17 protein-coding genes are annotated in these 17,875 nt (G+C 49.1%); 13 read left to right on the top strand and 4 right to left on the bottom strand.

All coding sequences use genetic code 11. The features are described from left to right. The first annotated feature begins 34 nt into the window (after positions 1–34). From hflX to glnA, 4 genes are all read left to right on the top strand, one after another. Positions 35–1,324, top strand: coding sequence for a GTPase HflX (gene hflX / locus QQK89_RS12400; protein WP_284238880.1), 1,290 nt, complete (start codon positions 35–37; stop codon positions 1,322–1,324). Positions 1,325–1,367: 43 nt separating this feature from the next. Continuing rightward, a complete protein-coding gene (locus QQK89_RS12395) occupies positions 1,368–2,660 on the top strand; it encodes an aminotransferase class I/II-fold pyridoxal phosphate-dependent enzyme (RefSeq protein WP_284238879.1) in 1,293 nt (430 codons plus the stop codon). 77 nt (positions 2,661–2,737) lie between these two features. Further along, the gene (locus tag QQK89_RS12390; protein WP_015844216.1) at positions 2,738–3,148 is read left to right on the top strand and encodes a MerR family transcriptional regulator; all 411 of its coding nucleotides are present in this window, start codon (positions 2,738–2,740) and stop codon (positions 3,146–3,148) included. Between the two features lie 41 nt (positions 3,149–3,189). Beyond that, the gene (glnA, locus tag QQK89_RS12385) at positions 3,190–4,518 is read left to right on the top strand and encodes a type I glutamate--ammonia ligase (protein WP_284238878.1); all 1,329 of its coding nucleotides are present in this window, start codon (positions 3,190–3,192) and stop codon (positions 4,516–4,518) included. Positions 4,519–4,575: 57 nt separating this feature from the next. Here glnA and QQK89_RS12380 read toward each other — a convergent pair whose 3' ends face one another. Both QQK89_RS12380 and QQK89_RS12375 read right to left on the bottom strand, forming a co-directional pair. Beyond that, the gene (locus QQK89_RS12380; protein ID WP_284238877.1) at positions 4,576–4,770 is read right to left on the bottom strand and encodes a PspC domain-containing protein; all 195 of its coding nucleotides are present in this window, start codon (positions 4,768–4,770) and stop codon (positions 4,576–4,578) included. Positions 4,771–4,819: 49 nt separating this feature from the next. Then, positions 4,820–5,380, bottom strand: coding sequence for a C39 family peptidase (locus QQK89_RS12375; RefSeq protein ID WP_284238876.1), 561 nt, complete (start codon positions 5,378–5,380; stop codon positions 4,820–4,822). 182 nt (positions 5,381–5,562) lie between these two features. Here QQK89_RS12375 and QQK89_RS12370 point away from each other — a divergent pair, with 182 nt between their 5' ends. Beyond that, positions 5,563–6,135, top strand: coding sequence for a hypothetical protein (locus QQK89_RS12370; protein ID WP_284238875.1), 573 nt, complete (start codon positions 5,563–5,565; stop codon positions 6,133–6,135). Between the two features lie 81 nt (positions 6,136–6,216). On the opposite strand, the gene lexA is transcribed toward QQK89_RS12370, so the two are convergent. Beyond that, positions 6,217–6,837, bottom strand: a complete 621-nt coding sequence (gene lexA, locus QQK89_RS12365; RefSeq protein ID WP_284238874.1) for a transcriptional repressor LexA — start codon at positions 6,835–6,837, stop codon at positions 6,217–6,219. Positions 6,838–7,005: 168 nt separating this feature from the next. On the opposite strand from lexA, the gene QQK89_RS12360 reads away from it, so the two are divergent. From QQK89_RS12360 to QQK89_RS12345, 4 genes are all read left to right on the top strand, one after another. Beyond that, positions 7,006–7,368: a LysM peptidoglycan-binding domain-containing protein gene (locus tag QQK89_RS12360; protein WP_284238873.1), complete on the top strand. Its 363-nt coding sequence runs from the start codon at positions 7,006–7,008 to the stop codon at positions 7,366–7,368. Between the two features lie 153 nt (positions 7,369–7,521). Next, complete coding sequence (locus QQK89_RS12355; RefSeq protein ID WP_284238872.1) at positions 7,522–7,713, top strand: DUF896 domain-containing protein; 192 nt, start codon at positions 7,522–7,524, stop codon at positions 7,711–7,713. Between the two features lie 76 nt (positions 7,714–7,789). Further along, positions 7,790–8,299, top strand: coding sequence for a hypothetical protein (locus QQK89_RS12350; protein WP_284238871.1), 510 nt, complete (start codon positions 7,790–7,792; stop codon positions 8,297–8,299). Between the two features lie 27 nt (positions 8,300–8,326). Continuing rightward, entirely contained in the window at positions 8,327–9,115 is a 789-nt protein-coding gene (locus tag QQK89_RS12345; RefSeq protein ID WP_284238870.1) for an HAD family hydrolase, read from the top strand. Between the two features lie 98 nt (positions 9,116–9,213). Here QQK89_RS12345 and QQK89_RS12340 read toward each other — a convergent pair whose 3' ends face one another. Then, positions 9,214–9,753, bottom strand: coding sequence for a 1,2-dihydroxy-3-keto-5-methylthiopentene dioxygenase (locus QQK89_RS12340; RefSeq protein WP_284238869.1), 540 nt, complete (start codon positions 9,751–9,753; stop codon positions 9,214–9,216). Positions 9,754–9,899: 146 nt separating this feature from the next. On the opposite strand from QQK89_RS12340, the gene metH reads away from it, so the two are divergent. The 4 genes from metH to QQK89_RS12320 all read left to right on the top strand — a co-directional run bounded on the left by metH (position 9,900) and on the right by QQK89_RS12320 (position 17,830). After that, positions 9,900–13,343 carry a methionine synthase gene (metH, locus tag QQK89_RS12335; protein ID WP_284238868.1) on the top strand — a complete coding sequence of 1,148 codons (3,444 nt, stop codon included), beginning with the start codon at positions 9,900–9,902 and terminating at the stop codon, positions 13,341–13,343. A gap of 110 nt (positions 13,344–13,453) precedes the next feature. Next, the gene (gene rnz, locus QQK89_RS12330) at positions 13,454–14,383 is read left to right on the top strand and encodes a ribonuclease Z (RefSeq protein WP_284238867.1); all 930 of its coding nucleotides are present in this window, start codon (positions 13,454–13,456) and stop codon (positions 14,381–14,383) included. Positions 14,384–14,483: 100 nt separating this feature from the next. Further along, positions 14,484–15,455 carry a metal-dependent hydrolase gene (locus QQK89_RS12325; protein WP_284238866.1) on the top strand — a complete coding sequence of 324 codons (972 nt, stop codon included), beginning with the start codon at positions 14,484–14,486 and terminating at the stop codon, positions 15,453–15,455. 125 nt (positions 15,456–15,580) lie between these two features. Then, the gene (locus tag QQK89_RS12320) at positions 15,581–17,830 is read left to right on the top strand and encodes a DEAD/DEAH box helicase (protein WP_284238865.1); all 2,250 of its coding nucleotides are present in this window, start codon (positions 15,581–15,583) and stop codon (positions 17,828–17,830) included. The last annotated feature ends 45 nt before the right edge of the window (positions 17,831–17,875 follow it).

Below are 17,875 nucleotides of genomic sequence, written 5' to 3'. Positions count from 1 at the left end.
TACTATTAATAATTCCACTCTATAAGGAGCAACAATGCGAGAAAATACATTTAATACAACTTCAACGATGCAAGAACGTGCCGTATTGGTCAGTTTGGTCACCCCGAGCATCAAGCGGGGAATAAGCGATCCGGAGCATTCGCTCGAGGAGCTGGTTGCCCTTGCCGAGACGGCGGGGACGGAAGTGCTGACCACGATGGTACAAAATAAAGAAGCGCCCGATACCAAATGGTTCATTGGCAAGGGCAAAGTGGAAGAACTCCGGGCGATCGCCGATGAACTGGGAGCAACGACGGCGATTTTTGACCAGGAGCTGTCCGGTGCGCAGGTTCGGAATCTGGAAGAGACTTTGGATCTGAAAATTGTGGACCGGACGCAGCTCATCTTGGATATATTCGCGCAACGCGCCAAAACGCGCGAAGGGATCATCCAAGTTGAACTTGCGCAGCTTAGCTACTTGCTTCCCCGCTTGTCCGGCCATGGCAAAAATTTGTCGCGGCTTGGCGGCGGGATCGGTACAAGAGGTCCCGGCGAGTCCAAGCTGGAGACAGACCGCCGGCATATCCGGGGCAGGATTTCCGATCTGAAGGCGCAACTGGATGAAGTGGTTCGCCACCGGAAGCTGCATCGCGAGAGACGCAAGAAGTCCGGCGTGATTCAGGTCGCGCTGGTAGGATATACGAACGCGGGTAAATCCACGCTTCTTCGGGAGCTGACTAGCGCAGACGTTTATGTGGAGAATCAATTGTTTGCGACGCTAGATCCGACTTCCAGGACGCTTGAGCTGCCGAATGGCCGCGAAGTGGTGCTGACGGATACGGTTGGTTTTATTCAAAATTTGCCGCATGATCTTGTCGCTGCTTTCCGTGCGACTCTAGAGGAAGTGCTGGAAGCCGATTTGGTGCTGCATGTAGTAGACGGCAGTTCGCCGATGCGCGATGAGCAGATGGCGGTTGTCGAGCAAATCCTTGGAGATTTGGGAGCAGCGGGCACGCCGAGTTTAACGATTTATAATAAAAAAGACTTGTGCGAAGAGAATAACGTAGAGCTGCCGATTCCAAGCAACGATACGCTCGTTATTAGTGCATATAAGGAAGAAGATCTTGCGCTCGTCAGCAACAAAATCCAGGATAAACTAACCGGTGACACGGTTATTATTACACTGCCTGCCGACCGCGGAGATTTAATTGCGCTTGCTTATCGTAGCGGAGAGGTAACTGGCAATGAGGTTAGCGAGGATGGCGAATCGCTCCGCCTAACCGTGCAAGTCAGCCGCCAGGCTTATGAATTACATGGCTATAAACTTCAGCCATATTTAGAATAATCGAAATAGGTTACGCTAACTTAAGGGAGAGACAGATTTAGTAATGAATCATAATCAGCAAGAGGATAATCAATCGATTTGGAACGAACTTGAGAAATTGGCGGATGAAGCGGAGGAGATGGCCACCGGCCAACTCCGCTCCATTGATCGGATTGCAGAAAAAAATCAATGGAAAGTAATCCGCGCGTTTCAGCGTCATAAAGTAAGCGATTTTCACTTCACGGGTTCAACCGGTTATGGCTATAACGACCGGGGCCGCGAAGTGATTGATCTTGTTTATGCGGATGTATTTGGAGCGGAGGCAGCTCTTGTTCGCCCTCATTTCGTCTCGGGGACGCACACGATCGGCTGCGCGCTCTTTGGCGTGCTTCGACCTGGGGACGAATTGCTGTACATCACAGGAAAGCCATACGATACGCTTCATAAAGTCATTGGCAAACCCGGTGATGGGACAGGCTCTTTGCAGGATTGGGGAATCCGCTATAACGAAGTAGCGCTGCAAGAGGACGGAAGCCTGGATTGGGCTGGCATCGAAGCTAGCATCAACGAACGCACGAAGGTCATTGGCATTCAACGTTCAAGAGGCTACAGCTGGAGATCATCCTTTACGGTTGCCCAGATTGGCGATATGGTTCAGCGGGTCAAGCAGATCAAACCGGATGTTCTTGTATTCGTAGACAACTGCTATGGGGAATTTACCGAATTGCGTGAGCCAACGCAAGTGGGAGTAGATCTGATGGCAGGTTCTCTGATCAAAAACCCCGGAGGAGGTCTTGCTTCCACGGGAGGATATATTGCCGGGACTGCCGCTGCAGTGGAGCAGGCGGCTTTTCGTTTGACAGCGCCGGGCATTGGCGGCGAGGTAGGCGCAATGCTGGACACTCTTCGCGGCATTTATCAAGGGTTATTCCTGGCGCCGCATTTGGTTGGACAAGCGGTGAAAGGAAGCGTATTTGCTTCGGCTATGTTCGAGCAACTTGGCTTTGAGACGAAACCTCATTGGTCCGAGCCGCGTACAGATCTTATTCAGGCGGTTAAATTCGGCGGTGCCGAGCAGCTGATTGCTTTCGTGCAAGGTATTCAGCAGGCAGCTGCGGTTGATGCGCATGTGGTGCCCGAACCATGGGACATGCCGGGATACGAGCATCCTGTCATTATGGCGGCAGGTACGTTCATTCAAGGCGGTAGCTTGGAATTGTCGGCCGATGCGCCGATCCGTGAGCCCTACATCGCTTATATGCAAGGCGGATTGACGTTTGCCCATGCGAAGTTTGGTGTACTTACAGCGTTACGTCGACTCATACAAAACGGTCTTATCACAATTAAACGTAATTAAACCTAACACAACTTGACACGTTTTTGGTAGGGCGTTATGATATACGTATAAATGAGCGACTGGAAGGTTGATGCGACATGGGTGACGATATTCGTAGAAACATGGCCCTATTTCCGATCGGTATCGTAATGAAGCTGACGGATCTAACGGCTCGACAAATTCGTTATTATGAACAGCACGAATTGATTGTTCCAGCCAGAACGGCTGGTAACCAGCGACTGTTCTCCTTTAATGATGTAGAGCGGCTATTGGAGATTAAAGCGTTAATTGAAAAAGGAGTTAACATCGCCGGCATTAAGCAAGTCATGAATCCGGTTTCAAAAGAATCGGATGACGCTACGATTGTTAGCGAGCAATCCGAAGTGAAGCGTAAGGAACTATCCGACGCTCAGCTGCACCGCCTTCTTAAACAGCAATTGCTCGAGAAACGTCCGGGCCAAGCCTCGCTTATTCAAGGCCAGCTGTCCCGTTTCTTGAACAAGCGCTAGCGTAAACCTATTTCTTGAACAAGCAAAAGGAGATGAAACGAATGAGCTTCACAAAAGAGGATATTAAACGTATTGCCGAGGAACAGAACGTTCGATTTATCCGTCTTCAATTTACCGATTTGCTTGGTACGATCAAAAACGTTGAAATTCCGGTAAGCCAGCTGGATAAAGCATTGGACAATAAAATGATGTTCGACGGATCTTCCATTGAAGGTTATGTTCGTATCGAAGAATCTGACATGTACTTATACCCTGATCTGGATACTTGGGTTGTCTTCCCTTGGGTTGCGCAAGATCGCGTTGCCCGTTTGATCTGCGATATTTATATGCCGGACGGTACGCCGTTTGCCGGCGATCCTCGCGGTATTCTGAAGCGCGCGCTTCTGGAAGCGGAAGAAATGGGCTTTACGGCAATGAACGTAGGTCCGGAACCGGAGTTTTTCCTGTTCAAAACCGATGAAAAAGGCGAGCCAACAACAGAACTGAATGACCAAGGCGGATACTTTGACCTTGCTCCTATGGACATGGGCGAGAACTGCCGCCGCGAAATCGTGCTTACGCTGGAAGAAATGGGCTTCGAGATTGAAGCTTCTCACCATGAGGTTGCTCCTGGCCAGCATGAAATCGACTTTAAATACGCAGACGCAATCAAAGCTGCTGATCAGATCCAAACGTTCAAGCTGGTTGTTAAGACAGTTGCAAGACAACATGGCCTGCATGCAACGTTTATGCCTAAACCGCTGTTTGGCGTAAATGGTTCCGGCATGCACTGTCACCAATCGTTGTTCCAAGGCAACACAAACGTCTTTTATGATGAGAGCGACCGTCTTGGCCTCAGCCAAACCGCTCGTTACTATATGGCCGGCATTCTGGAACATGCACGCGCTATGGCTGCCATTACGAACCCGACGATCAACTCGTACAAACGGATGGTGCCAGGTTATGAAGCGCCTTGTTATGTAGCATGGTCCGCAAGCAACCGCTCGCCAATGATTCGTATCCCGGCATCACGCGGCCTCAGCACTCGGATTGAGGTTCGTAACCCGGATCCGGCGGCTAACCCTTACTTGGCTCTGGCTGTTATGCTGAAAGCAGGACTTGACGGTATCAAGAACAAAACGGCGCTTCCTGCACCGGTTGACCGCAACATCTACATCATGACGGAAGAAGAGCGTCTGGAATCCGGCGTGCCGAGCCTTCCATCCGATCTGAAGGAAGCGTTGGACGAGCTGCTCCGCAGCGATGTGATCTGCGATGCGCTTGGCGAACACGCCCTGGCTCACTTCTACGAGCTCAAAGAAATCGAGTGGGACATGTACAAAACACAAGTTCATCAATGGGAACGCGATCAGTATTTGACGCTGTACTAGAATGGAAATCCCTTGGCGCTCTAAGCGTCCGGGGATTTTTCTTTTTGTGGGCATTAACTATTTTTGATACAGCGATGTAGGGCTAGCAGGCATGACATTCGCAAGAATCATGTAGATGATCAGATTGAAGGGGATGAAGAAGAGAAACAATAGTCTCACGAATAAAGAGGACAAATTGAAGTAAGCCGCAATCCCTCCGCAAACTCCGGATATGGACTTATCGATAGAAGATCTGGTTAATTTCTTGGTCAATTTCAATCACCCCGTATATTTGGCAACATATGGAATGAGTATACCATAATTAATTTGTTGCCTCCTCCTTCTTAAGAATCCAATACTGCTTCGCTTCTTGTTGAAAAACGGAGAGATGAACGGAGATTTTGCCATTTTGTCTTCCGCCATGTTTAATCAGGCCATCATTGCCATACCTCTTATTGTTGTGATTGGGATCAAACACATCTATCCACATCTCCGAGACACGCACCAAAAGTATATAATGACCGCCGCCTGTCAAATGGCCTGGTCCCATCGATGCAATGACAAGGGCACCTGCCGGGAGCGCCTTAAGCACAGTTTCTAGCGAGTCGGTCTGGATACACCTCAGATGATAATATGTTGAAGCGGCCGCAAAAAATCCCCAATCCGTACCGTCATTTCGAGTGCGGTATCCCTTTTCCAAAGCAAATTTCGCTAACTCTGTTGGAAGTATGGTCCGTTTAAGAAAATAACTTGCAGCCATAGCGTAGGATGTAGGTCCGCAAGCGCTTGTCCCGATGGTCTGCTTCCTGCTGCCAATTATGCTGAAAGGAACTTTGGACCAACGTTTGTCTTTTTGACTATAGTAGACCAGTTTAGCTGCCAAATATAACCCCTCCCTTATGGAAGTTGTGGAAAATGAAGCTTGTTCCCAATCATGTTATGCCGTCATGGAATAAAATTAGCCCCGGCATATGACTATTTATTTGATTCCTGAATCTATTAATCTATCACCTTTGTGAGGGGACTAGCATATGCTGTCTACATAATGCATAAGGAGTGATAGATATGTGTGAGACAGGTTTAACCGGCCTGACTGGACCTACCGGACCAACGGGACCAACGGGTCCAATTGGTCCAACTGGACTGACTGGATTAACGGGTCCGACAGGTCTAACGGGTCAAACCGGACCTGCAGGTCCTCCGGGGCCGCAAGGTCCGGCAGGGACGGTGTTGGGCTACAGTTCAATGTATGGCAGCGGTGAAGATACTGCTGTTGAGGATGGTACGCCAATTGCTTTTGTGGTAGCAAATATTTCATTGGGAATAGTTCCAAGCCTCGCTGATAATGGTTTTATTATTACAACAAGCGGCGTGTACGAGCTTTCATTTAGTCTTGATGTATTGATTAATGGCGAAGGCGGGGAAACCGAGTTTAGTTTATTCATTAACGATAGTACGCCGCTATTTCCGATTTTTACGGCATCGAGCCCAGTTGCCGACACCATTATGAGAACCGGAGTATCTACCATTGTTAGCTTAACAGCAGGGGACATAGTTAGAGTTATTCCTGATTTTGTGTCCGGTTCACCTGCTCCGACTTATCGCAATCCTTCCTTCACTATCGTACAGCTGTCGTAATAGGCAGAAAGAACGTAAAAGAGGCTGTTCTCACTATCCGAATGAATCGGACATGTAAGAACAGCCTCTTTAAATGGTTAATTAGTGGAAATCCCTGAACAGGCCAACCACTTTGCCAAGAATCGTAACGTTGTTCAAGCGGATCGGCTCCATTGTGGAATTCTCCGGTTGAAGGCGAATATGATCCTTCTCCTTGTAGAACGTCTTAACGGTTGCTTCGTCATCTTCTGTCATGGCAACGACGATGTCGCCATTGTTAGCGGTCTGTTGCTGGCGAACCATCACGTAGTCGCCGTTATGTATACCGGCTTCAATCATACTGTCGCCAACGACATTCAAGATAAACACTTCATCGTCCCCGACAAAATGAGCGGCAATCGGGAAATAGTCCTCAATATTTTCAGTTGCCGTAATCGGCATGCCTGCCGTAACTTTGCCGACGATCGGTACTTGCGCAACAGAGGGGAGGATAATGCCGTCAACACCTTCTTGATCCAAAATTTCGATCGCCCGCGGTTTAGTCGGGTCGCGTCGGATCAAGCCTTTCTTCTCAAGCCGATCCAAATGGCCATGAACGGTGGAGCTCGATGCAAGGCCAACCGCTTCGCCGATTTCGCGAACAGAAGGCGGGTATCCTTTGTCCCGAACCTCATTCTTAATAAATTCAAGAATCGACTGTTGGCGGTTCGAAATCTTAGACACACGAATCACTCCAATATAATATTTGATCAAAATTATAACATAGAACCGGAGTTCGTACAAACATAAGTTCTTAAAAACAAAAGTTCGCATTTTTGTTGACACCAAACATTTGTTCGTGTTATTCTGAGAACACAAGAAAACAGAACAAATGTTTGGGGTGCGATATTAATGATCATGAATCCAACGTTTTATAATAGTATCCATAAGGAAGAAGCTGTTAAACCGTTTAAATCTCGAGGCCATTTCGTTACTCGCCATGCTTTTAAATTAATTGTTAGTGCAGCAGTGTTTGTTCTACTTTTTACAAGCTTTCTAATGATGAGTACGAATGCTTCATCCGAGCATGTGGCAGAAGCGGCATTGAACGAGCAAACGGTTATCGTCTCGTCAGGGGATACCTTATGGGGGATTGCTGATCGGTTTGTTGATAATTCCAAAGACATTCGCGAATACATATATAAGATCAAGGAACGTAATCAATTAAGTTCAGTGGAACTACAACCGGGGCAAGTCTTGATTATTCCAGAATAGACAATAACCGTCATATGGACAGGGAGTACGGACACGAGATGTTCGAAACTTCCCTGTCCATTTGCTATTCTTCTATCATTACCTTGACAATTGCGCGCGTTAAAAGTCAAAATAGGTAAGAAGGATGAGTAACGAGTAAATGAGGTGAAAGCAGTGGAAAAAATCATCGCACGAATTAATGAATTATCCCGCAAAAATAAGACCATTGGTTTGACGGAAGAAGAAATTGCAGAACGCGCCGTATTGCGTCAGCAATATTTGGATAACTTTAAAAGAAATTTCCGTCAACAACTGGACTCCATTGAAATTGTAGACGAAGAAGATCCAAAAGATATTACCCATTAATTCGTCAACAACCATATAGCAAGCAATGACGCCGTTCCAAGAACGGCGTCTGCAATATATATTAGGAGGAATAAGCTTGTCACGCACGTGGGAGCGCAAAGTGCGCAAAAATACGAGTCAAATCAATAAAGCGCGTAAAAAGCATGGCGTTTCGCAAATCGGCACGTCAACAGCACCAAAGGTAGATCGTTATACCGGGCGTAATTACATATTTCCGATTGTGCTCATCTTGCTAATCAGCATGTATACGGTATTTGTTACAACAGATCCGGAATTCGAGCCTTCGTCCATGTTCTGGGTAACCATTGGCTGTTATATTTTCCTTGCGCTGATCTTCTTCTTGCGTCGTCCTTACATTATCGTTGGCAAGGATTACATTCAAACACGCAAAATGACAGGCGACAAGAAGCTATACGTATCCAATATTAAAGGCATCAGCGTTCAAAAAGGCGCGGTAGTCATCATGCAGATTAAAGGCGCAAACTGGGTCTTCTCGAAACTTCTTAACCGTTATCCAACGGAAGAAATCGGCCGAAAGCTGGCTGACTTTGCGAAGACAAACAATTTGCCTTTCGAAGAAAAATAGCAGAAGAGTAGGAGAGTTATGCGAATTATGGGGAAGCAAGCGGTTCTATTTGATCTAGATGATACGTTACTGTGGGATGACCGCAGCGTAAAGGAAGCATTTGAAGCAACTTGTCAAGCCGGAGCAGAGGCTGCTGGCGTTGATCCTGAGCAACTGGAAGAGGCAGTACGCAGCGCAGCGCGCGCATTGTACGAATCCTATGAAACGTTCCCGTTCACGAAGATGATCGGTATTAATCCGTTTGAAGGTCTCTGGGCGAACTTCCGTGAAGGAGAACAAGAAGAATTCCGTAAGCTGGAGAAGCTGGCCCCTGGTTATCGCAAAGAAGCCTGGACGCGTGGTCTTCGTTCTCTTGGCGTTGATAATGAGGAACTTGGCGCAAAGCTGGCCGAGCAATTCCCTGCAGAACGACGCAGCCGCCCGATCGTATACGATGAAACCTTCCGTGTATTGGATGCGCTCAAAGGAAAGTACAAGCTATTATTGCTGACGAACGGTTCGCCGGATCTACAACGCGAGAAGCTGGCTGGCGTTCCCCAGTTGGTTCCTTATTTCGATCACATCATTATTTCCGGTGAGTTCGGCGAAGGCAAGCCCGCTGCTTCAATCTTCCGTCATGCTCTTGAACGTCTCGGGATCGAACCGGTGCATGGCATCATGGTAGGAGACAAACTGACGACGGATATTCTCGGAGCGAACACTATTGGCATGACATCCGTTTGGGTGAACCGCCACGGCATGGTTCGCAACGACGATATTGTCCCAACGCATGAGATCGTACATTTGGAAGAATTGCTTCTCTTGCTGGAACAATAATTGGACAAGATAAAGCCCCTCGCCATCGGAAGATGGAACGAGGGGCTTTGTTGTATTCACCGTCGCTCATTATCCGAGTGACTTCGATATAGGTTTTCTTATTTTACGAATGCAGGGTCTTCGAATGGATGAGCGATCCAGCCTTCTGTTTCGATGAACAGACGTACCGCTACGATTTGGCGGTTATCCATCAAGGTGAAGAAGTGAGGGAATCTCTCCGGAACGGAGATTACGTCGCCAGCTTCGAGCTCAACGTCGAAGTAACCAACTTCATCGGAACCTTTAATAATAAAGATGCCTTTGCCAGCTGTAATCGCGCGAACTTCGTCTTCCGTATGGGTATGAACGGATTCGAATTTTTTGAGCAGTTCGTCAAGATTAGGAGTTGCATCGGATAATGTAATGATGTCCCAAGTTTTATAACCGCGGCGAGCGGCGAGATCCGTAATATCGGAGTTGAAAGTAGACAAAACTTCTGCCTTCTCTTCATCGGATAGTATAAATTTTTCTTGCAAATGGGCAGGGAGCTTGCTCGCATCCCAATGTTCATACAGGACTTCTTGTTTTTCTAGAAATTCACGGACGTTTTGTTCGCCGGAGATACGCTCGTTCGTATTGCGAATACGGATTTCAGCCATTCTCAATCCCTCTTTCCCTATAGAAATTAACCGATAAGCCTAATTATAAAGCAAATGTAGTCAAATGTCGATGGATTGCCTTTTCACAAAGCGGCTATTCTGTTACACTATTTGTTAATGATTTTCGGAGGAAGGGTGTACGAATTTTGTTGAAACCGACCATACAAGAATTGATGCAGCAACGGATACTCATCCTGGACGGAGCGATGGGCACGATGATTCAGCAAGCTGATCTCACGGCTGACGACTTCGGCGGAGAAGAGCTTGACGGCTGTAATGAAATGCTAGTATTAACGCGACCGGATGTTATTGCGACTATCCATGAGAAGTACCTGGAAGCCGGCGCCGATATCCTGGAGACCAATACATTTGGCGCGACAAGCGTCGTATTGGCCGAATACGACATCCCGGAGAAAGCCCGCGAGATTAACCTCGCTGCCGCTAAGCTGGCGAGAGATGCGGCTGATAAATATTCGACACCTGACCGCCCTCGTTATGTAGCGGGTGCTTTAGGACCAACAACCAAAACATTGTCGGTTACGGGCGGCGTTACATTCGAAGAGCTGGTAGACAGCTATTATGAGCAGACTCTTGCCTTGATTGAAGGCAACGTGGATGCGATTCTGCTCGAGACATCCCAAGATACGCTGAACGTAAAAGCAGGCAGTATCGGGATCCGCAAAGCGTTTGAAACGATGAACCGCGAACTGCCGATCATGATTTCGGGAACGATTGAACCGATGGGTACAACCCTCGCCGGCCAATCGATTGATTCCTTCTACATTTCTCTGGAGCATTTGAAACCGATCTCAATCGGTCTTAACTGCGCCACGGGTCCCGAGTTCATGCGGGATCATATCCGTTCGTTGAGCGAAATTGCCGATTCGGCAGTAAGCTGTTATCCAAACGCCGGTCTGCCGGACGAGAACGGCCATTATCATGAATCTCCCGAGTCGTTAGCGCGAAAAATGTCGGCGTTTGCCGAGCAGGGTTGGCTGAACATTGCCGGCGGCTGCTGCGGAACAACTCCCGCGCATATTAAGGCCTTGGCTGAGACGATGGCTAATTATGCACCGCGTACGCAGTTCGGGACGCATCCTGCTGCCGTATCCGGCATCGAGACGGTGTATATCGAAGACGAGAACCGTCCGATTATGATTGGTGAACGGACCAATATTTCCGGTTCGCGTAAATTCAAACGTCTGATTAAGGAAGGCAAGTTCGACGAAGCGTCGGAAATTGCCCGCGCCCAAGTTAAAGGCGGAGCGCATATTATCGATATCAACCTGCAGGACACCGATATTGACGAGGCATATGCGGTTCATGAATTTCTGCCGCAGGTTGTGAAGAAGATTAAAGTGCCTCTTATGCTTGACTCGACTTATGACCATATTATCGAGCTGGGTCTTCGTTATTCTCAAGGTAAAGCAATAATCAACTCCATCAACCTGGAAGACGGCGAATCCAAATTCGAGAAAATTCTGCCGCTGATTCATCAATACGGCGCGGCTGTCGTTATGATCCTGATCGATGAGCGGGGACAAGCGGTATCCCGTGAAGCGAAGATGGAAGTGGCGGAGCGTTCTTATAACTTGCTTGTTAATAAATACGGCATGAATCCGGAAGATATCATTTTTGACCCGAATATGTTCCCGGTTGGCTCCGGCGATCCGCAATACATCGGTTCGGCCGTGGAGACCATTGAAGGAATCCGGATGATCAAGGAGAAATTCCCGAAAGCGAAGACGATCCTTGGCCTTAGCAATATTTCGTTTGGCCTGCCGGATGCCGGCCGCGAAGTGCTGAACTCGGTATATCTGTACCATTGCACGAAGGCGGGGCTTGACTACGCAATCGTAAATACGGAAAAACTGGAACGGTATGCCTCTATTCCGGAGGAAGAGCGCAAGCTGGCGGAAGATCTCATCTATAACACGAACGATGATACTTTAGCTGCGTTTGTGGCGGCTTTCCGTGAGAAGAAAGTCGTGAAGAAGGAGAAGGTGTCGAATCTTTCTTTGGAAGAACGCCTTGCGTCCTACATTGTGGAAGGGACGAAGGAAGGCCTTATTCCCGATCTCGACCTGGCGCTGAAGAAATATACGGCGCTGGAAGTCATTAACGGTCCTCTCATGCGCGGGATGGAAGAGGTTGGACGGCTGTTCAACAATAACGAGCTGATCGTGGCAGAGGTGCTGCAGAGCGCCGAGGTAATGAAAGCATCGGTTGCCCATCTCGAACAGTTCATGGAGAAAGACGAAACGTCCGTTAAAGGTAAAATCATTCTCGCAACGGTTAAAGGCGATGTGCATGATATCGGTAAAAACCTGGTTGAAATTATTTTATCGAACAACGGTTATCAAATCATAAACCTTGGCATCAAAGTGCCGCCTGAGCAGTTGATTGAAGCGCAACGGAAGGAAAACGCCGATATTATCGGGTTGTCCGGCTTGCTTGTTAAGTCCGCTCAGCAAATGGTCGTTACCGCCCAGGATTTGCGCAACGCAGGCATTTCCGCTCCGATTATGGTCGGAGGTGCAGCATTAACGCGTAAATTCACGAAGACCAGAATCGGCCCTGAATACGATGGTCTTGCCTTGTATGCGAAAGACGCAATGGACGGGCTGGATCTTGCCAATAAACTGATGAACAGCGAGCATCGGGGCAAATTGGAAGAAGAAATGCGTCTTTACAAGGAGTCCGGCGGCGAGACGGAAGAGAAAAAAGCGCAACCGCAGCTTACCCGCGTAGAACGTTCGAAAATTTCGGTGGATGCGCCTGTCTATATTCCGCCGGACACGGACAGACATATTTTGCGCGACGTTCCGATTCCGCATATCATTCCATATGTGAACATGCAGATGTTGCTCGGTCATCATCTTGGCTTGAAAGGCAACGTTGACAACCTTCTGCAGGAAGGCAACGATAAGGCCGTACACTTAAAAGAAACGGTTGACGCTATCTTGCAGGAAGGCACAACAAACGGAATTCTAAAAGCTCACGGTATGTATCGGTTCTTCCCGGCACAGTCGTCAGGCAATGATATCATCATCTATGATCCGCAGGATCACTCGAAAGAGATCAAACGCTTCACGTTCCCTCGCCAGCAAGTTGAGCCGTTCCTCTGTCTCGCGGACTATCTGAAGCCCGTAGAGAGCGGAGTGATGGATTATGTCGGCTTCTTAGTCGTAACGGCTGGTCAAGGCATTCGGGAGCTTGCAACGGAGTGGAAGGATAAAGGAGATTACCTCCGCTCGCATGCTCTGCAATCGGTAGCGCTTGAAGTCGCCGAGGCGATGGCGGAACGAGTCCATCATATGATGCGCGACGTTTGGGGTTATCCGGATCCGGCATCGATGACGATGAAGCAGCGTTTTGGCGCTCGTTATCAAGGTATTCGCGTATCCTTTGGATATCCGGCGTGTCCGAATCTGGAAGATCAGGGGCCGCTGTTCGAATTGATGAAGCCGGAAGATATCGGCGTAGAATTGACGGAAGGCTTCATGATGGAGCCGGAAGCGTCCGTGTCTGCGATGGTATTCGCCCATCCGGAAGCACAATACTTCAATGTTGAAAAAGTAGAACGATAGATGCAAGTTAAGCCTCCGTAAGCGCCAGCTGGTCCGCCAGCTTCCGCTCTCGGGGGCTTTCATCCTATCAAGCGGAGATACAGCCGCTATCCATACGAGGTGACTGCACAATGGAACTTTGGTTTCTCGGAACGGGCGCTGGCCGCCCGATGAAGCATCGCAATGTCACGTCCATCGCGCTTAGGCTGCCGGATCCGGACTGCGCGCTTTGGATGTTTGACGCGGGAGAAGGTACCCAACATCAGCTCATGCACACGCCGCTGAAGCTGAATAAGCTGGAAGCTTTGTTTGTTACACACCTGCATGGCGACCATACCTACGGTATTCCCGGTTTGTTAAGTACCCGTTCTTATGTCGGTGGCAACAGTCCGCTCCAATTGTTTGGTCCTCCGGGAATCCGCGAGATGATTGAGACCGCCTTAACCTTAAGCAGCACGCGCCTTGATTATGAAATTACCTATCACGAAGTGTCTGAAGGGGTAATCTATAAGACGGAACGTTACACGGTAGAAGCATTGCCGCTGGAGCACCGCGTCCCTTGCTTTGGCTACCGGATAACGGAGTGTGAAAGTCCGGGTAAACTTAATGTGGAGCTGTTACGGCAATTAGGCGTTCCTGCGGGACCGCTGTTTGGGAGAATCAAAAAAGGCGAAGACGTTTCCCTTCCGGACGGGACGACCATTCGCGCTGCGGATGTAGCGGGTACGCCGCTTTGCGGAAGGATCATCGCAATTGCAGGCGATACCAAGCCATGCGACAATGCCTATCGGCTGGCTCAGAATGCGGACCTGCTCGTGCATGAAGCTACCTTCGCGGCCGGACAAGAAGAGAAGGCCCATCTGTATGGCCATTCCACTACCGTTGAAGCGGCGGCAATCGCGCGGGATGCCAATGCCAAACGGCTGATTATGACGCATTTCAGCACTCGCTTTGGCGATGAAGAGTTGTCCGCTTTGGAAGCGGAAGCTAAGGCGATTTTTCCCAATGCTGTCGCTGCCCATGACCTATATCACACGGAAATTCCGCGGGTCAGAGAATAGTCCATGCTGTTCCTTACAAAATCATCATGCCTCGCAAATAATCCGTTAATATAGCCGTATTATGCTGACCTTAATTCTGCAAGTGAAGGGATGGGGACAGGTGGATACGGGAAGTCATTTGCTGTTTGGCGCAACGCTTGGCGGTCTGGCTATGCTCAGTCCGGCCGTATCGATTCAACCGGAGCTCATGTATGCGGTTCTAGCGGGAACGGTCATTGGCAGTCATGCCCCGGATTTTGACGTGTTCGCCAGATTGAAAGGGAGAGCGGCTTATATCCGGCATCACCGGGGAATAACGCATTCCTTGCCGGCTCCGCTTGTTTGGGCTGCTGTAATCGGCATACCAAGCGCTATGATATTCGGCGTGATGGAGCATGTGCTGCTTGTTATGTTGTGGACGCTGGCTGCAGCCCTTTTCCATGTGATTCTCGATCTCTTTAATGCTTACGGGGTACAATGTTTCCGCCCCGTCTCCAGCAGATGGTGGCATTTGGACGCGCTTTGTTTATTTGATCCTTATCTGTTCGCTGCCCATGCCGCGTGTTTATCAATGTGGATGTTTCATATTCTGCCGGCAGGCCCGATGTTTGCGGCGCTGTACGGAGGCACTGTTGTGTATATAGCATTGCGCCTGAGACTGAGATGGCGGGTAAGAAGAAGACTCAACCGTTTCCTAGGCGGTGCGGTTGGCATTACGCTTGTTCCTAGTTTATTGGGAAACAGCTGGCAGTTTACCGCCGATTGCGGTGATTGCTACCGCGCGGGTACGGTCAAACGAGGTTTGATCACCGTCGATTCAACGGTTAAGAAGTTGCGCGCAAATCAACATGTGCCTGTTGTAAAAGCAGCGATGGAAGCCGACGGGGTGAGAGCTTTTCTTGGATTTGCGGAGCAGGTGCATCTGCAGGTTGAGCAGAAGCACGACGGCTATGAAGTCTCCTGGAAGGATGTGCGGTTCTGGCGAGATAACCAAATGGCATTTGGCGCTCTGGTTACGCTTGACCGGAATATGAATGTACTGGGGCAGCATATCGGCTGGAATAAAAGATCCTGGGAATCGCCTCACGTATAAGCAGATCCCGCCCCGTCAGAGGGCGGGATTATTTTTTTGCCCTGGAAAATATGTGTTTGGCGGCACCTCTAGTCAAGCGAACAAATATTCGCTAAACTGTTGGTATCAAGGGGTGACGACCGTATATGTTCAAGAAGAAAACTTTGCCCGATTTAATTGAGGAATTACGCTCAAATGAAAATATAGTGAATTGGCATGAAATGCAGCCGATAGAAGCAAAAACAACGCCTTTCGAAGACAGCGTAGATCCGCGAATCCGCGCGGCGCTGCAGAAACGCGGCATCTCCGAGCTGTACACCCACCAGGGATCGGCCTATAGGCTTGCTTCCAGAGGAGAAAACATTGTGGCGGTTACGCCAACGGCATCCGGCAAAACGTTATGTTATAACTTGCCCGTCCTTCAGGCGATTGCGGCTGACGAGACAAGCCGCGCGTTATATTTGTTCCCGACCAAGGCGCTCGCTCAGGATCAGAAAAGCGAACTGAACGAGATTATTAGCGAGATGGGAATCGATATCAAGAGTTATACCTACGATGGCGATACTTCGCCTGCCATACGCCAGATTGTGCGCAAAGCCGGCCATATCGTTATTACAAACCCCGATATGCTTCATTCCGCGATTCTGCCTCATCATACGAAATGGGTAAGTCTGTTCGAGAATTTGAAATTTATCGTCGTTGACGAGCTGCATACGTACCGCGGCGTGTTTGGCAGCCATGTTGCGAACGTCATTCGCAGGCTGAAGCGGATCTGCAAGTTTTACGGCAGCAATCCGACCTTCATCTGTACCTCGGCTACTATTGCGAACCCGAAAGAATTGGCGGAGCAACTGACCGGCAGTCCAATGCGGTTAATTGACGATAACGGTGCGCCACGGGGTCGGAAGCATTTTGTGTTTTATAACCCTCCGATCGTGAACGTGCCGCTTAACATCCGGAAGAGCGCCACGGTAGAAGTCAATCATTTGGCCAAGGAATTTCTGAGGAACAAGATCCAGACGATTGTATTTGCTCGCAGCCGCGTGAGGGTAGAGATTATTCTCAGCCACATTCAGGAGCTTGTCAAAAACGAGATCGGAACAAAGTCGATTCGCGGTTACCGGGGCGGTTATTTGCCGAAGCAGCGCAGGGAGATTGAGAGAGGGCTGCGCGATGGCGAGATTCTCGGCGTTGTGAGCACCAATGCCCTCGAGCTTGGCGTGGATATCGGACAGCTGCAGGTTTGCGTCATGACCGGATACCCCGGCAGCATTGCAAGCACCTGGCAGCAAGCAGGCCGGGCCGGGAGAAGGCATGGCGAAGCCCTTATCCTGATGGTCGCGAGCTCGACGCCTATCGACCAGTACATCGTGTCGAACCCGGAATATTTCTTCGACCGCAATCCGGAATTCGCGCGGATCAACCCGGAGAATCTGATTATTCTCGTGGATCATATCCGCTGCGCTGCTTATGAACTTCCATTTAAGAATACGGAAGAGTTTGGTCCGCTCGAAATTACTGAAATCCTTGAATATCTGCAGGAGGAACGCGTTCTGCACAAGAGCGGAGATACCTTTTATTGGGCGAACCAGGCGTTTCCGGCCAGCGAGATCAGCTTGCGTTCCGCCTCTCAGGAAAATGTTGTGATCGTTGACCAGTCGAATGTTGCGGATGTAAGGATCATTGGCGAGATGGACCGCTTCAGCGCAATGACCTTGCTGCATGATGAAGCGATTTATTTGCATGAAGGGGTACAGTTCCAAGTCGAGAAGCTCGACTGGGATCACAAGAAAGCTTACGTGCGGGAAGTGGATGTCGAGTATTACACGGATGCCAACCTCGCGGTTAATCTGAAGGTTCTGGAGATTGACAAATCCCGAAATTCGGGTCATGGAGCCGTTCATCAAGGGGATGTGGCGGTAACGATGATCCCGACTATTTTCAAGAAAATCAAGCTCACTACGTTCGAGAACATTGGATCAGGTCCCATACATTTGCCGGAGCAGGAGCTTCATACGCGCGCGACATGGCTGGAGCTGAAAGATACGGATCCTGAGCTTGGCGCAAAGATACTCGAACAGCTGCTGCTCGGCATTGCGAACGTGATTCAGCATATCGTGCCGGTTATGGTCATGTGCGACCGGAGCGACGTTCATGTCACTTCACAGATTAAAGCCGCCCATACAGGGCTGCCAACGATATTTATTTATGATCATTACCCAGGCGGGATCGGACTTGCGGATGACGTATACAAACGATTTGACGAAGTCAAGGAAGCCGCTGCCAATCTCATTAGAAAATGCTCTTGTAAGGATGGGTGTCCATCATGTATCGGCAACGAGATAGAAGGAATCCATGCAAAGCAAAAAAGCGTGCAACTCTTATTGAGTTTATAGTATTGGCTTCTAATGGTACTGATCTAAAGGAAAGGAGGGAGAACA

The organism is Paenibacillus glycanilyticus, assembly GCF_030161375.1.
Taxonomy (GTDB): Bacteria; Bacillota; Bacilli; order Paenibacillales; family Paenibacillaceae; genus Pristimantibacillus; species Pristimantibacillus glycanilyticus_B.
Note: the sequence above shows the minus strand (reverse complement) of the source record. Positions and strands in the feature narration are given on the sequence as shown.

What these genes read in the sequence shown, in the direction of transcription:
- hflX (WP_284238880.1), top strand. Translation starts at nt 35, where the DNA reads ATGCGAGAAAATACATTTAATACAACTTCAACGATGCAAGAACGTGCC.
- QQK89_RS12395 (WP_284238879.1), top strand. Translation starts at nt 1,368, where the DNA reads ATGAATCATAATCAGCAAGAGGATAATCAATCGATTTGGAACGAACTT.
- QQK89_RS12390 (WP_015844216.1), top strand. Translation starts at nt 2,738, where the DNA reads ATGGGTGACGATATTCGTAGAAACATGGCCCTATTTCCGATCGGTATC.
- glnA (WP_284238878.1), top strand. Translation starts at nt 3,190, where the DNA reads ATGAGCTTCACAAAAGAGGATATTAAACGTATTGCCGAGGAACAGAAC.
- QQK89_RS12370 (WP_284238875.1), top strand. Translation starts at nt 5,563, where the DNA reads ATGTGTGAGACAGGTTTAACCGGCCTGACTGGACCTACCGGACCAACG.
- QQK89_RS12360 (WP_284238873.1), top strand. Translation starts at nt 7,006, where the DNA reads ATGATCATGAATCCAACGTTTTATAATAGTATCCATAAGGAAGAAGCT.
- QQK89_RS12345 (WP_284238870.1), top strand. Translation starts at nt 8,327, where the DNA reads ATGGGGAAGCAAGCGGTTCTATTTGATCTAGATGATACGTTACTGTGG.
- QQK89_RS12340 (WP_284238869.1), bottom strand. Translation starts at nt 9,753, where the DNA reads ATGGCTGAAATCCGTATTCGCAATACGAACGAGCGTATCTCCGGCGAA.
- rnz (WP_284238867.1), top strand. Translation starts at nt 13,454, where the DNA reads ATGGAACTTTGGTTTCTCGGAACGGGCGCTGGCCGCCCGATGAAGCAT.
- QQK89_RS12320 (WP_284238865.1), top strand. Translation starts at nt 15,581, where the DNA reads ATGTTCAAGAAGAAAACTTTGCCCGATTTAATTGAGGAATTACGCTCA.